The sequence below is a fragment of the Streptomyces sp. NPDC040718 genome (genome assembly GCF_055593565.1).
The window spans coordinates 104172-117617 of sequence record NZ_JBVIXO010000012.1; the positions used below are offsets into that span (position 1 = coordinate 104172).

Annotated in this window: 14 protein-coding genes and 1 riboswitch; of the genes, 4 read left to right on the top strand and 10 right to left on the bottom strand. The window is 72.3% G+C overall.

Translation table 11 applies throughout. The annotated features are described in order from the left end of the window. Positions 1–15: 15 nt before the first annotated feature. On the top strand, positions 16–960 hold the full coding sequence (murQ, locus tag ACZ597_RS26685) for an N-acetylmuramic acid 6-phosphate etherase (RefSeq protein WP_471334923.1): 945 nt from the start codon (positions 16–18) through the stop codon (positions 958–960). 33 nt (positions 961–993) lie between these two features. Further along, complete coding sequence (locus ACZ597_RS26690) at positions 994–2481, top strand: PTS transporter subunit EIIC (protein ID WP_471334926.1); 1488 nt, start codon at positions 994–996, stop codon at positions 2479–2481. Here ACZ597_RS26690 and ACZ597_RS26695 read toward each other — a convergent pair whose 3' ends face one another. The 8 genes from ACZ597_RS26695 to thrC form a co-directional block, all read right to left on the bottom strand. Then, on the bottom strand, positions 2482–2700 hold the full coding sequence (locus tag ACZ597_RS26695) for a hypothetical protein (RefSeq protein ID WP_471334929.1): 219 nt from the start codon (positions 2698–2700) through the stop codon (positions 2482–2484). A 107-nt stretch (positions 2701–2807) separates the two neighbouring features. Next, positions 2808–2939, bottom strand: coding sequence for a hypothetical protein (locus ACZ597_RS26700; protein WP_471334932.1), 132 nt, complete (start codon positions 2937–2939; stop codon positions 2808–2810). 15 nt (positions 2940–2954) lie between these two features. Then, positions 2955–3698, bottom strand: a complete 744-nt coding sequence (locus tag ACZ597_RS26705) for a LamG domain-containing protein (RefSeq protein ID WP_471334935.1) — start codon at positions 3696–3698, stop codon at positions 2955–2957. A 42-nt stretch (positions 3699–3740) separates the two neighbouring features. Continuing rightward, on the bottom strand, positions 3741–4373 hold the full coding sequence (locus tag ACZ597_RS26710; RefSeq protein WP_471334937.1) for a phosphoribosylanthranilate isomerase: 633 nt from the start codon (positions 4371–4373) through the stop codon (positions 3741–3743). Positions 4374–4989: 616 nt separating this feature from the next. Next, positions 4990–6609, bottom strand: a complete 1620-nt coding sequence (gene groL / locus ACZ597_RS26715) for a chaperonin GroEL (RefSeq protein WP_388942354.1) — start codon at positions 6607–6609, stop codon at positions 4990–4992. Between the two features lie 325 nt (positions 6610–6934). After that, entirely contained in the window at positions 6935–7141 is a 207-nt protein-coding gene (locus ACZ597_RS26720; protein WP_008743607.1) for a cold-shock protein, read from the bottom strand. A gap of 435 nt (positions 7142–7576) precedes the next feature. After that, the gene (locus ACZ597_RS26725) at positions 7577–7852 is read right to left on the bottom strand and encodes a MoaD/ThiS family protein (RefSeq protein ID WP_366480242.1); all 276 of its coding nucleotides are present in this window, start codon (positions 7850–7852) and stop codon (positions 7577–7579) included. A gap of 37 nt (positions 7853–7889) precedes the next feature. Then, the gene (gene thrC / locus ACZ597_RS26730) at positions 7890–9164 is read right to left on the bottom strand and encodes a threonine synthase (RefSeq protein ID WP_471334940.1); all 1275 of its coding nucleotides are present in this window, start codon (positions 9162–9164) and stop codon (positions 7890–7892) included. 17 nt (positions 9165–9181) lie between these two features. Continuing rightward, positions 9182–9320, bottom strand: a riboswitch (SAM riboswitch). A gap of 228 nt (positions 9321–9548) precedes the next feature. Between thrC and ACZ597_RS26735 the strand changes: the two genes are divergently transcribed. Further along, entirely contained in the window at positions 9549–10499 is a 951-nt protein-coding gene (locus ACZ597_RS26735; protein ID WP_471334943.1) for a glucosyl-3-phosphoglycerate synthase, read from the top strand. 88 nt (positions 10500–10587) lie between these two features. Then, a complete protein-coding gene (locus tag ACZ597_RS26740; protein WP_471334946.1) occupies positions 10588–12045 on the top strand; it encodes an alpha,alpha-trehalose-phosphate synthase (UDP-forming) in 1458 nt (485 codons plus the stop codon). 21 nt (positions 12046–12066) lie between these two features. On the opposite strand, the gene otsB is transcribed toward ACZ597_RS26740, so the two are convergent. Continuing rightward, entirely contained in the window at positions 12067–12924 is an 858-nt protein-coding gene (gene otsB, locus ACZ597_RS26745) for a trehalose-phosphatase (protein ID WP_471334949.1), read from the bottom strand. A gap of 204 nt (positions 12925–13128) precedes the next feature. After that, the gene (locus ACZ597_RS26750) at positions 13129–13398 is read right to left on the bottom strand and encodes a DUF3263 domain-containing protein (protein ID WP_471334952.1); all 270 of its coding nucleotides are present in this window, start codon (positions 13396–13398) and stop codon (positions 13129–13131) included. Between the last annotated feature and the right edge of the window lie 48 nt (positions 13399–13446).

Here is a 13446-nt window from a genome sequence, read left to right on the forward strand (position 1 = left end):
AAATAGGTTCCAGCCGTGAGCGAGAACCGCACCACCGCGTACGCCGCCCTCCGCGCGCAGCTCGAAACGCTGACCACCGAGGCCTTCCGGCCCGAGCTCGCGGAGATCGACCGGCTCCCCACGCTGGAGATCGTCCGCGTCATGAACGCCGAGGACGCCACCGTCCCCGCCGCCGTCGCCGCCCAGCTGGAGCCGATCGCCGCCGCCGTCGACGCGATCGCGGAGCGGATGGCCCGCGGCGGCCGGCTGGTCTACGCGGGCGCCGGTACCGCCGGGCGGCTCGGGGTGCTGGACGCCAGCGAGTGCCCGCCCACCTTCAACACCGACCCGGCGCAGGTCGTCGGCCTGATCGCGGGCGGCCCCGAGGCCGTGCTGCGGGCCGTCGAGGGCGCCGAGGACTCGCGGGAGCTGGCCGCCGCCGACCTCGCCGCCCTCGGCCTGACCCGCGACGACACCGTGGTCGGTGTCTCCGCCTCCGGCCGCACCCCGTACGCGGTCGGCGCGGTCGAGTTCGCCCGTACGCGGGGCGCGCTCACCGTCGGCCTGTCCTGCAACGCCGGATCCGCCCTCGCCGCGGCCGCCGAGCACGGCATCGAGGTGGTCGTCGGGCCCGAGCTGCTCACCGGCTCGACCCGGCTGAAGGCCGGCACGGCGCAGAAGCTCGTACTGAACCTGATCTCGACGGTCACGATGATCCGCCTCGGCAAGACGTACGGGAACCTCATGGTCGACGTACGGGCCTCCAACGAGAAGCTGCGCGCCCGCGCCCGCCGCATCGTCGCGCTGGCCACGGGCGCGCCCGACGCGGAGATCGAGGCGGCGCTCGCGGCGACGGGCGGCGAGGTGAAGGACGCCGTCCTCGTCGTGCTCGGCGGGGTCGACGGCCCCGGGGCCGCACGCCTGCTCGCCGGGGCGGGCGGACACCTCCGCGACGCCCTCGCCCAAGCCCAAGCCCGGTAGGACCGCCAGCCATCCCCCACACAAGGCGAGTACATGTCCACTGACAAGAACCGCGCCACCGCCGCCGCGATCCTCCCCCTGGTCGGCGGCCCGGACAACATCGGCTCCGTCGCGCACTGCATGACCCGCCTGCGGATCGGCCTGCGCGACCGCTCCCTCGTCGACGACGCGGCCCTGCGGGCCGTGCCCGGGGTGCTGGGCGTGGTCGAGGACGACACGTACCAGATCGTGCTGGGGCCGGGCGCCGTCGCCCGGGTCACGCCCGAGTTCGAGGCGCTGGTGGAGCAGGGCCGTACCCCGGCCGCACAGCCCGCCGGCGTCACCGCCGGGGACCTCGCCGAGCGGGGCGCCGCGCTGAAGGAGGCGCGGAAGGCGCGGAACGCCACCCCGTTCAAGCTGTTCCTGCGCCGCATCGCGAACGTCTTCGTCCCGCTCATCCCCGCCCTGATCGGCTGCGGGATCATCGCGGGCCTGAACGGCCTGCTCACCAACCTCGGCTGGGCCCCGGCCATCGTGCCGGCCCTCGCCGCGATCGGGTCCGGCTTCATGTCGCTGATCGCCGTCTTCGTCGGCTACAACACCGCCAAGGAGTTCGGGGGCACCCCGGTCCTCGGCGGGGCCGTCGCCGCGGTGATCGTCTTCCCGGGGGTGGCCAGGATCGACGCCTTCGGCGAGCACCTCTCCCCCGGCCAGGGCGGGGTCCTCGGTGCGCTGGCGGCGGCCCTGCTCGCCGTGCACGTGGAGCGGTGGTGCCGGCGCTGGGTGCCCGAAACGCTGGACGTGCTGGTCACCCCGACCCTCACGGTCCTCGTCACCGGGCTCGTCACCCTCTTCGGGCTGATGTTCCTCGCCGGTGAGGCCGCCGCCGCGATCGGCGCCTTCGCGAACTGGCTGCTGGCCGCCGGCGGGGCCGTCGCCGGACTGGTCCTCGGCGGGCTGTTCCTGCCGCTGGTGATGCTGGGGCTGCACCAGGCGCTGATCCCCATCCACACCACCCTCATCGAGCAGTCCGGCTACACCGTGCTGCTGCCGATCCTCGCCATGGCGGGCGCGGGCCAGGTCGGTGCGGCCCTCGCCGTCTACTGCCGCCTCCCGCGCAACGGCTCCGTCCGCACCACCATCAAGTCCGCGCTCCCGGCCGGCTTCCTGGGCGTGGGCGAGCCGCTGATCTACGGGGTCTCCCTGCCGCTGGGCCGCCCGTTCGTCACCGCCTGCGTCGGCGGCGCGGCGGGCGGGGCCTTCGTCGGGCTGTGCAACCAGCTGGGCGTGGCCTTCGGCTCGACGGCCATCGGCCCGTCGGGCTGGGCGCTGTTCCCGCTGCTGGACGGTACGTCGGGCATGGGAGTGACCGTCGCCGTCTACGCGGGCGGCCTCGCGGTGGGGTACCTGGCCGGCTTCGCCGCGACGTACTTCTTCGGCTTCACGAAGCGGATGCTGGCCGACCTGGACACCGACGCGGGAGCCGCCGCCCCGCCCGGCCCCGCAGGCCCCGCCGCGGCGAAGGAGCCGGTACCGGCCTGATCAGCCGCCCTTGCGTCCGCGCAGTACGGCGGCCAGCCGCAGCGCGGTGTCGATGTTGCAGCGCCCCAGGTCGACGAGCGGCAGCCCGTACGACCCGGCGGCCGACACCCGCTCGACGTCCAGGGACGGGAAGACCACTCCCACCCCGTGGAGGGCGTCCTTCAACTGCCGTACGGCCTCCTCGGCCGCCCGCATCCGCTCCTGCGGGGTGAGCATCATGACGTGTCGCCTCTCTTGCGGGTGTTGGGGTCCGGCACACAGAGTGGCGATCATGAGCGCGGCCTTCAACCGGCCCCCCGGCCCGCCCGGACCGTCCGAGCCCCGGGTCACCAGCCCCAGACGGGCATGACCTCGGACGTCGGGAACAGTGCGTCGTCGGCGTCCAGGTTGACGAAGACGTAGGAGCCCGGCGGACCCGCCCGGAACGTGAAGCGGCTCCCCAGCGGGCCCAGCGGCACGGGGCCCGGGCGGTACTACGCCCGGTGGACGCGCAGTTGCGACACCTCGTACGACATCTCGGTGAGCCCCGGGCCGGGGGCGGGGTGGTAGCGGCCGGCGGAGACCGACAGGTTGACGATGAGGTAGGCGTGCCAGCCGCGGCCGACGCCGCGGCCGTCGGAGTAGACGCGCAGGCCGTTCACCCACCAGACGACGGACCTGCGGCCGAACTCCACCTTCAGGTCGAGCCACGCGCCGGGGTGGACGGTGGGGTCGCGGAGGTAGCGGTGGGCCTCGCGGACGTGGTTGGACAGCTCCAGCAGGTCGGGGTTGTCGGGGTGGTACTCGAAGACGTCGATCTCCTGGCCGCCGTCCCGCCAGGTCCAGATGGCGGGCCAGGCGCCGGTCTCCTCCGGCAGCCGGACGCGGGCCTCCAGCACGTCGCCGGTGCGGACTTCGAAGCCCTCGTCACTGCCCTCGGTGGTGAGCAGCCCCGCGTCCCAGTTCCCGTCGGGGCGCAGGGTCGCGCGGAAGGTGCCGGAGCGGCTGTAGGCGGGGTCGGCGGTGAGGTGGTCGAGCTTGTTGTCGCCGGGGTTGACGGGGCCGCCGTCGGGATAGGCCCAGGAGCGGCCGGCCACCCATTGGGTGGTGGAGGTGAAGTCGGCGGTGAAGACGGGGGTGCGGCGCGGGGTGAACACGGGCAGCAGCCCCCCGCCGCCGCCCGTGGGGGCGAGGCGGCGGGTCAGGCGCCGCAGCCAGCCATACGTTTCCGGGTCCATGCGGCGGTTGTGCCCGAGGGGCCCGCCGCCAACCCCCCGTTCTCACCCAGAGTAATCATACGATCGCGCGGCTTCGATGAAGGCCCGGATCAGCTCGGGGTCCTTCACCCCGCGTTCCCGCTCGACCCCGCTGGAGACGTCCACGCCCCAGGCGCGGGTGGCGGCGGCGGCCTCGCGGACGTTGGCCGGGCCGAGCCCGCCGGCCAGCAGCCACTGCCCTTCGGGTGCCGTGAACTGCGCGGATCCCCAGTTCCAGGGCTTGCCGGAGCCGGGGTCGGGGGCGTCGATGAGGAGCAGGTCCTCCCCGTACTCGCCGCAGCGTGCCACGTGCTCGGCGGTGGCGCGCAGCAGGGTGCGCCCGGGGGCGCGCAGGCGCGCGTAGTAGTCGGCGGGCTCGTCGCCGTGCAGCTGTACGCCGCGCACGCCGCTCTCCTCGGCGAGCCGGCGCACCTCCTCCAGGGGCTGTCCGCGGAACACCCCGACGGTCAGCACCCCGTCCGGCACCCGCGCGGCCAGTACCCGCGCCTCGGCGGCGCCGATGGTGCGGGGGCTGCCGGGGGCGAGTACGAACCCGACGGCGTCGGCTCCGGCCTCCACCGCCACGTCGACGTCGTGCGGGGTCTTCAGTCCGCAGATCTTGACGAAGAGTGCCCTGCGCTCGCTGCTTTCGCTCATGCCCCGAGTCAAACAGACCCGGCTCCACGGCGCCGATACATCCCATTCCCCGGGCGGCCACGGCCCCCGGGGCTCAAGCCCCGACAGTCCGAGCGCCCTGTCTGTGGAATGGGTGGTGGGCGGAGCCCACCACCACCCACCGCCCTCCCCAACCCCCTTGGGTCACCCGTACGTTCTTCTCCCGCACGGCCCGCGACGGAGCCTGGTGGGGCCGGTTCACCCAGAGGGATTCCCCCGCACCGACCGCCCCGCCACCACCCCCGCAGGTGGCCCCGGCTCCTGCCCCTGCCTCTGTCGGCCCCGACGCGTTCGGCATCCTCGCCTCGCTCGGCCGCGCCGCCCCCGCCCTCGCGCTCTCCAAGGCCGACTGCACGGCCCTCGCCCCGCTCCTGGTCCCCTGGCTGGCCCGGGGCGCCTCCCCCGACCGCATCCGGCTCGCCCTCACCGCAGGCCTGCCGCCCGTGGTCCACCACCCGGCGGCCCTGGTCCGCAAACGCCTGGAGTCCAAACTCCCCGCCGCGCCACCCCCGCCCCCGGGAACGCCCGAGGGCGGCACCCCCTCCGTCCGGAAGGGGTGCCGCCCTCGTTCGAGAACAGCCGATCAGCCAGGGGCCGATCAGAAGTCCATGTCACCGCCCGGCATGCCGCCCGGAGCGGCGGCGGCCTTCTCCGGCTTGTCGGCGATGACGGCCTCGGTGGTCAGGAAGAGCGCGGCGATGGACGCGGCGTTCTGCAGCGCGGAACGCGTGACCTTCGCCGGGTCGATGATGCCCTCGGCGATCATGTCGACGTACTCGCCGGTCGCGGCGTTCAGACCGTGACCGATCGGGAGGTTGCGCACCTTCTCCACGACGACGCCACCCTCAAGACCGCCGTTGACGGCGATCTGCTTGAGCGGGGCCTCCAGGGCGAGCTTCACGGCGTTGGCGCCGGTCGCCTCGTCACCGGTGAGCTCCAGCTTCTCGAAGACCGAGGAGGCCTGGAGCAGGGCCACGCCACCGCCGGCGACGATGCCCTCTTCGACGGCCGCCTTCGCGTTGCGAACGGCGTCCTCGATGCGGTGCTTGCGCTCCTTGAGCTCGACCTCGGTCGCGGCACCGGCCTTGATGACGGCCACGCCGCCGGCCAGCTTCGCGAGGCGCTCCTGGAGCTTCTCGCGGTCGTAGTCCGAGTCGGAGTTCTCGATCTCGGCGCGGATCTGGTTGACGCGGCCCTGGACCTGGTCGCTGTCACCGGCACCGTCGACGATGGTGGTCTCGTCCTTGGTGATGACGACCTTGCGGGCGCGGCCGAGCAGGTCGAGACCGGCGTTCTCCAGCTTGAGGCCGACCTCCTCGGAGATGACCGTGCCGCCCGTGAGGATGGCGATGTCGCCGAGCATGGCCTTGCGGCGGTCGCCGAAGCCCGGGGCCTTGACGGCGACGGACTTGAAGGTGCCGCGGATCTTGTTGACGACCAGGGTCGACAGGGCCTCGCCCTCGACGTCCTCGGCGATGATCAGCAGCGGCTTGCCGGACTGCATGACCTTCTCCAGGAGCGGCAGCAGGTCCTTGACCGAGCCGATCTTGGAGTTGACGATCAGGATGTACGGGTCGTCGAGGGACGCCTCCATACGCTCCATGTCGGTGGCGAAGTACGCCGAGATGTAGCCCTTGTCGAAGCGCATGCCCTCGGTGAGCTCCAGCTCCAGACCGAAGGTCTGGGACTCCTCGACGGTGATGACGCCTTCCTTGCCGACCTTGTCCATGGCCTCGGCGATGAGCTCGCCGATCTGGGTGTCGGCGGCGGAGATGGAGGCCGTGGAAGCGATCTGCTCCTTGGTCTCGACATCCTTGGCCTGGGCCAGCAGGGCGGCGGAGACGGCCTCGACGGCCTTCTCGATACCGCGCTTGAGGGCCATCGGGTTGGCGCCGGCGGCCACGTTGCGCAGGCCCTCGCGGACGAGCGCCTGGGCGAGGACGGTCGCGGTGGTCGTACCGTCACCGGCGACGTCGTCCGTCTTCTTGGCGACTTCCTTGACCAGCTCGGCGCCGATCTTCTCGTACGGGTCCTCGAGCTCGATCTCCTTGGCGATGGAGACGCCGTCGTTGGTGATCGTGGGGGCGCCCCACTTCTTCTCAAGGACGACGTTGCGACCCTTGGGGCCAAGGGTGACCTTGACGGCGTCGGCGAGCTGGTTCATGCCACGCTCGAGACCGCGCCGGGCCTCCTCGTTGAACGCGATGATCTTGGCCATGTGAAGTGGTCCTCCCGGACAGGGGTGGATTGCTCCGGACCGCGCCCGCGCCCGCGACGGACGGCCTGCGGATCCGACGGTTCCGTCCCGCCGGGTCCTGCGGGCCTCACCGGCCCGGTCCTCGTTTTAGTAGCACTCTCACCGGGAGAGTGCTAACGCCAATGATTAGCACTCGACCCCCACGAGTGCAAGCGGCTTCGGGCAACACGCGGGCGGCGCGGCGGTGACGCGGGGCGACACGCATGAGGGGCCCACATCCCTGTCCGGGATGTGGGCCCCTCATGCGTCTGTGCGTGCGTCGGTGGCCGATCGCGTTCGCTCCGACTCAGCCGGCCGCGAGCTTGACCATGTCCGCCTGCGGACCCTTCTGGCCCTGCGAGATCTCGAACTCGACCCGCTGACCCTCTTCAAGGGTGCGGTATCCGTCCATCTGGATGGCGCTGTAGTGGACGAACACATCCGCACCACCGTCGACCGCGATGAAGCCGTAGCCCTTCTCCGCGTTGAACCACTTGACGGTGCCCTGAGCCATGCCTAACTCCCCTATTACTGGCCCTTGCGCGGGACCGCACTTCGCGGTCCCGGGTCAGAACTTGCGCCGGAACGCCTCGACCGCGGCTGAATGTATCCGCACCGGTGCTGTCAGCAACAGGTCAATCCGACGAGAAATCTGGACACACGGAAACCTGGAAATAGGGTGAAAACTTGGCATATTCCAGGGCAACTCGGGCCAGACAAGCCGCACCAAAGGCCCAAAAGGCGCGCTCATGTTGACTCAATGTCAACCATCCGTGGGCCCGCTCATATGCGGCGGGCAAGAACAGCGGAGGGGACTGCCCCAACTCTACCGCGCCCAATCAAGCAGAATTGCCCCCTCCGCTTTTAGCGGAGGGGGCAATTCTGATTTGAACGCGTCAGCCGGATATCCGGCCGCGGATCAGCAGCCGCCGACACTGTGCCCGTCTGGTCAGCCTCCGGCGACGGCGGGGATGATCGAGACGCCGGCGCCGTCCGGCGTCGCCGCCTCCAGGCCGCCCTCGAAGCGCACGTCGTCGTCGTTGACGTAGACGTTCACGAAGCGGCGCAGCTTGCCCTGGTCGTCCAGGACGCGCGCGGCGATGCCCGGGTGGTTCTTCTCCAGGGACTCGATGACCTCGGCGAGGGTCGCGCCCTCGGCCGGGACCTCGGCGGCGCCGCCGGTGTAGGTGCGCAGGATGGTGGGGATGCGGACGTTGACGCTCATGGCGCTACCGCCTTTCCGGATGTGTCAGGGGGAAGGGTCAGGCCAGGCCGGCGGCGCGGAACGCGTCCAGGCTCGGGCGGATGGTGGCGGTCTGGCCGCTGTCCGCGGCCACCGCCTCCAGGGTCTTGAGGCCGTCACCGGTGTTCAGGACCACCGTCGTCAGCGCCGGGTCGAGCCGGCCGTTCTCGATGAGCTTCTTCGTCACGCCGACGGTCACGCCGCCCGCTGTCTCGGCGAAGATGCCCTCGGTGCGCGCCAGGATCTTGATGGCCTCGACGACCTGCTCGTCGTTGACGTCCTCGACGTAGCCGCCGGTGCGCCGCGCGATGTCCAGGACGTACGGGCCGTCCGCCGGGTTGCCGATGGCCAGGGACTTGGCGATGGTGTTCGGCTTCTGCGGGCGGACCACGTCGTGGCCGGCCTTGAAGGCCGTGGACACCGGGGAGCAGCCCTCGGCCTGGGCGCCGAAGATCTTGTACGGCTTGTCCTCGACGAGGCCGAGCTTGATCAGCTCCTGGAGGCCCTTGTCGATCTTCGTCAGCTGGGAGCCGGACGCGATCGGGATGACGATCTGGTCGGGCAGCTGCCAGCCGAGCTGCTCGCAGATCTCGTACGCCAGGGTCTTCGAGCCCTCGCCGTAGTAGGGGCGCAGGTTGACGTTGACGAAGCCCCAGCCCTCGCCCAGCGGGTCGCCGATGAGCTCGGAGCAGAAGCGGTTGACGTCGTCGTAGTTGCCCTCGATGCCGACGAGGTCACCGCCGTAGACACCGGCCATGACGACCTTGCCCTGCTCCAGGTCGTGCGGGATGAACACGCAGGAGCGGAAGCCGGCCCGGGCGGCCGCGGCGCCGACGGCGCCGGCCAGGTTGCCGGTGGAGGAGCACGACAGGGTGGTGAAGCCGAAGGCGCGGGCGGCCTCGACGGCGATGGCCACGACGCGGTCCTTGAAGGAGTGCGTCGGGTTGCCGGAGTCGTCCTTGACGTAGAGCTTGCCGGTGACGCCCAGCTCCTTGGCCAGGTTCTCGGCGTCCACGAGCTTGGTGAAGCCGGGGTTCAGGCTCGGCTTGGAGGCCACGTCCACCGGGACGGGCAGCAGCGGCGCGTAGCGCCAGATGTTGTTCGGGCCGGCCTCGATCGCGGCGCGCAGGGCCTCGGGGTCGCCGAGCGGGAGCTCGTAGGCGACTTCCAGGGGCCCGAAGCACTCGACGCAGGCGAAGATGGGGCCGAGCTCGAAACGGGTACCGCACTCGCGACAGGAAAGTCCGGTGGCGGGTCCGAGGTCGACAGAGGTGGCGACGGTCTGTGCAGCCATGATGGCGAGGCCCTTTCTCCTCATCTTCCCCATGGCGCACTTCGCCATGAGACGGAATTGGCACCTTCCCTAGTCGGGGCCTCGCGCTGGCGAGAACCGACTGGAGGGTTGCCGGGGCTTCAACGGGCCGTGTCCCTCTGCCCCTCTGGATGAGCGGTATGGCACCGGACACACGCGCTCTGTGGCGCGCCGGTGCGTTTGTGCGCGGGACCCCCGGCATGCGGTGGTCTCTCGCGTTGTTCAAGACTGTAACCGAAGGGACGGGTGGTTGAGACAGCCGTCCGAACCGCGAGATGGATCACAATTCGGCCCAAAACCGCCGAGTGGCGCAGAGTGCCGTAGAGACCGCGGAACCCGCGGAAAGATGCCCAGGGAGTGCTGAGAGTGCTGGATGAGGTGGAGCGCTGGCTGGCAGACCGCTCCTGGTCCGCCGCCGACCGACCGCTCGACCAGCTGCTCGCCCGGAAACGGGCGGCCGGGACGACGGTGAGCGTGGTGCTGCCCGCGCTGGACGAGGAGGCCACCGTCGGGGAGATCGTCGAGATCGTCCGGCGCGATCTGATCGAGGCCCCGCCCGTCCCCCTGGTGGACGAGCTCGTCGTCGTCGACTCCGGCTCCACCGACCGTACGGCGGAGGTCGCGGCGAAGGCCGGCGCCCGCGTGGTGCACCGGGACTCGATCCTGCCCCGGATCCCGGCCCTGCCCGGCAAGGGCGAGGTGCTGTGGCGCTCCCTGCTGGCCACCACCGGGGACGTCGTCTGCTTCGTGGACGCCGACCTGCGGGACTTCGACTCCGCCTTCGTCTCCGGGATCGTCGGGCCGCTGCTCACCGACCCGCAGGTGCAGTTCGTCAAGGCGATGTACGACCGCCCGCTCGGGGACGCTCCCGGCCAGGGCGGCCGCGTCACCGAACTGGTGGCCCGCCCGCTCCTCAACCTCCACTGGCCCCAGCTGGCCGGCTTCGTCCAGCCGCTGGGCGGCGAGTACGCCGTACGCCGCTCCCTGCTGGAGCGCCTGCCCTTCCCCGTCGGGTACGGGGTGGAGCTGGGCCTGCTCGTGGACGCGCTGCACACGGTCGGGCTGGACGCGCTGGCCCAGGTGGACGTCGGGGTCCGGCTGCACCGGCACCAGGACGGGCAGGCGCTGGGCCGGATGGCCGCCGCGATCTACCGCACCGCGCAGCTGCGGCTCTCGCGCGGGCACCTCGTCCGGCCGGAGCTGACGCAGTTCGAGCGGGGACCGGACGGGTTCGTACCGCGCACGTACGCCGTGGACACGGAGGAACGGCCGCCGATGGCGGAGATCAAGGAGTACGCGGGACGGCGCGTGGCGTGACCCGGGAACGCCGGGGTTTGACCAGTACGTGACGAACCGGACATTTCCCGGACGTTTGAGCGAGGGGGCCCCGGGCTAGGTTCGCGGCATGGCTTCTCAGGTACTCGTCGCCGCCAACCGCGGCCCGCTCTCGTACGCCCTCGCCGCCGACGGCACCCTCAGCGCCCGGCGCGGCGGCGGCGGCCTCGTCTCCGGCCTGTCCGCGGCGCTCGCAGCACAGCCGGAGGCCCTGTGGGTCTGCGCGGCCCTCTCCGAAGCCGACCGGGAGGCGGTCCGCCGCGGCGTTTCCGAGCCGGGCGTCCGGATGCTGGACATCGACCCCTCGGTGTACGACGACGCGTACAACGGCATCGCGAACTCCGTGCTCTGGTTCACCCACCACCACCTGTACGACGTCCCGCGCCAGCCGGTCTTCGACGCGGAGTTCCGACGGCGCTGGGACTCGTACACCGCCTACAACCGGGCCTTCGCCGAAGCCCTGGCCGAGGAGGCCGCCGAGGGCGCGTCCGTCCTGGTCCAGGACTACCACCTCGCCCTGGTCCCCGGGGCCCTCCGCGCACTGCGCCCCGACCTGCGGATCGCGCACTTCACGCACACGCCGTGGGCGTCGTGGGAGTTCCTGGGCATGCTCCCGGACGACATCAGGAAGCAGCTGGTGCGGGGCATGCTGGGGGCGGACCGGCTGGGGTTCCACACGGAGGCCTGGGCGATCAACTTCGTCACCGGCGCCCACATCGACGACGAGCACGGCATCGCGGACCCGTCCATCCCCCGGAACAGCGACCCCGGGGTCAACCACCGCAGGATGACGGCGGACGGCCGGTACGGGGAGAAGCGGTTCACCACGGTGACCGCCTACCCCCTCGGGGTGGACGGCGACGACCTGCGGTCGCTCGCCCACCGGCCGGAGGTCGACGACAAGCTGGCCGCGCTGCGGGCCGAGGTCGGCGACCGCAAGACGATCGTCCGCGTCGACCGCACCGAACTGTCGAAGAACATCCTGCGCGGGCTGCTCGCCTACCGCGAGCTCCTCACCGTCCACCCCGAGTGGCGCGGCCGCGTAGTGCACCTGGCCTCCGCCTACCCCTCCCGGCAGGACCTGAAGGTGTACCGGGACTACACCGAGTCCGTGCGCGAACTGGCCGAGGAGATCAACGCGGAGTTCGGTACCGCCGACTGGCAGCCGGTCCTCGTGTCGGTCCAGGACGACTTCGCCCGCTCCCTGGCCGCGTACCGCCTCGCCGACGTGGCACTGATCAACCCGGTGCGGGACGGCATGAACCTCGTCGCGAAGGAGATCCCGGTCGTCTCGGAGGCGGGCTGCGCCCTGGTCCTGTCCACCGGGGCGGGCGCGTACGAGGAACTCCGCGCGGACGCCCTCACGGTCAGCCCGTACGACGTCACGGCGACGGCCGAAGCCCTCCACGAGGCCCTCACGATGCCGGAAGCGGAACGCGCGGAACGCACGAAGCGCCTGGCCGCAGCCGCCACGACCCTCCCCCCGGCGGCCTGGTTCGAGGCCCAGCTGGCGGCGCTGCGGGGGTAGGGGGGCTCACGGTGGGGGCCCTCAGCCCCGCAGCGCCCTCGCCAGCTGCGCCAGGAACTCCGACACCGCCGCCGGGCCGGGGAGGACGAGGTCGGCTCGGGCGGCGAGTTCCGGGACTTCCGCCGAGCCGCTGCACACCAGGAGGCCCGGGAGGCCGTCGGCGCGGCGCTTCTCGACCGCCGAGTACGCCGCGAGGTCGCCCAGGTCGTCCCCCGCGTACAGGACGGCCTCGGCGCCGCGCTCCGTGAGGAACTCCGTCAGGGCGACGCCCTTGTCCATGCCCGGCGGGCGCAGTTCCAGGACGGCGCGGCCCGGCTCGACCATCAGCCCGTGCCGGGCGGCGAGCTCCGCGAGGGGTTCGCGGAGGGCTTCGAAGGCTGCCGCGGGGTCCTCGGCGCGGCGGGTGTGGACGGCGAGCGCCTGGCCCTTCTCCTCGATCCAGGTCCCGCGCCACGCGCCGATGGCGTCGAGGAAGCCCGGCAGCTCCGCGCGTACGGCGGCGACGCCGGGGTGTTCGGCGGGGGCGCGGACGATGCCGGTGACGGCGTCCCAGCGTTCGGCGCCGTAGTGGCCGAGGACCACGAGGTGCTCCAGTCCGGGTACCCCGGCGAAGCCGCCGTGGCGTACGGCGACGCCGGCCGGGCGGCCGGTGACGACGGCGACGGCGTCGACCTGGGGGGCGAGCTCGGCGAGGGCCGGGACTGCGGAGGGGTGGGCGCGGGCTTGGTCGGGGTCGGGGACGATCTCGGCGAGGGTGCCGTCGAAGTCGAGGGCGACGACGGCTCTGCGGGGTGCGCGGAGGAGGGCTTCGAGTCCCTCGCGTCCGGCTGCGGTGGCGGGCACGGGCATCGGCGGCGGATCGTGCGGCTGGCTCCCCATACGGACGACCCTACCGGCGTGTCGCGGTGCCCGCCCGGCCTTCGCGGAGGCCGCTCCGGTCGGGCTCGGGCGGCACGGGGCGTCGCGCCCGCGGCGGCCCTCCCCACTACGGACGGACGGCACCGGACGGCACGCGGCAGACGCACGCAGGCCGGCTCCCGACCACCGCGGCGGGCCGGGGGACCCGTCCCCGCTTCCCGCCCCCTACCGCCGGGCCCGCTGGGCCGCGCGGATGCGGCGGAGGCGGTTGACGGTTCCGGGGGCGTGGGCGAGGGCGCGGGGGTCGTCCATGAGGGCGTTGAGCAGCTGGTAGTACCGGACCGGGGTGAGCCCGAGGGCCTCGCGTATGGCGCGCTCCTTGGCGCCGGGGCCGGGCCAGCTGCGGCCCTCGTACGCGAGCACGGCGGCCTCGGCGGGGCTCAGCCGGCCTTCCGCCGCGCCGCCCGTGTCACCCGCCTGCCCGCCATCCGTCATACGGCCACACTAACGCCGCCCACCGACACCACTCACGGTCAGGCCGGG

What these genes read in the sequence shown, in the direction of transcription:
- ACZ597_RS26690 (WP_471334926.1), top strand. Translation starts at nt 994, where the DNA reads ATGTCCACTGACAAGAACCGCGCCACCGCCGCCGCGATCCTCCCCCTG.
- ACZ597_RS26695 (WP_471334929.1), bottom strand. Translation starts at nt 2,700, where the DNA reads ATGATGCTCACCCCGCAGGAGCGGATGCGGGCGGCCGAGGAGGCCGTA.
- ACZ597_RS26705 (WP_471334935.1), bottom strand. Translation starts at nt 3,698, where the DNA reads ATGGACCCGGAAACGTATGGCTGGCTGCGGCGCCTGACCCGCCGCCTC.
- ACZ597_RS26710 (WP_471334937.1), bottom strand. Translation starts at nt 4,373, where the DNA reads ATGAGCGAAAGCAGCGAGCGCAGGGCACTCTTCGTCAAGATCTGCGGA.
- groL (WP_388942354.1), bottom strand. Translation starts at nt 6,609, where the DNA reads ATGGCCAAGATCATCGCGTTCAACGAGGAGGCCCGGCGCGGTCTCGAG.
- ACZ597_RS26720 (WP_008743607.1), bottom strand. Translation starts at nt 7,141, where the DNA reads ATGGCTCAGGGCACCGTCAAGTGGTTCAACGCGGAGAAGGGCTACGGC.
- ACZ597_RS26725 (WP_366480242.1), bottom strand. Translation starts at nt 7,852, where the DNA reads ATGAGCGTCAACGTCCGCATCCCCACCATCCTGCGCACCTACACCGGC.
- thrC (WP_471334940.1), bottom strand. Translation starts at nt 9,164, where the DNA reads ATGGCTGCACAGACCGTCGCCACCTCTGTCGACCTCGGACCCGCCACC.
- ACZ597_RS26740 (WP_471334946.1), top strand. Translation starts at nt 10,588, where the DNA reads ATGGCTTCTCAGGTACTCGTCGCCGCCAACCGCGGCCCGCTCTCGTAC.
- otsB (WP_471334949.1), bottom strand. Translation starts at nt 12,924, where the DNA reads ATGGGGAGCCAGCCGCACGATCCGCCGCCGATGCCCGTGCCCGCCACC.
- ACZ597_RS26750 (WP_471334952.1), bottom strand. Translation starts at nt 13,398, where the DNA reads ATGACGGATGGCGGGCAGGCGGGTGACACGGGCGGCGCGGCGGAAGGC.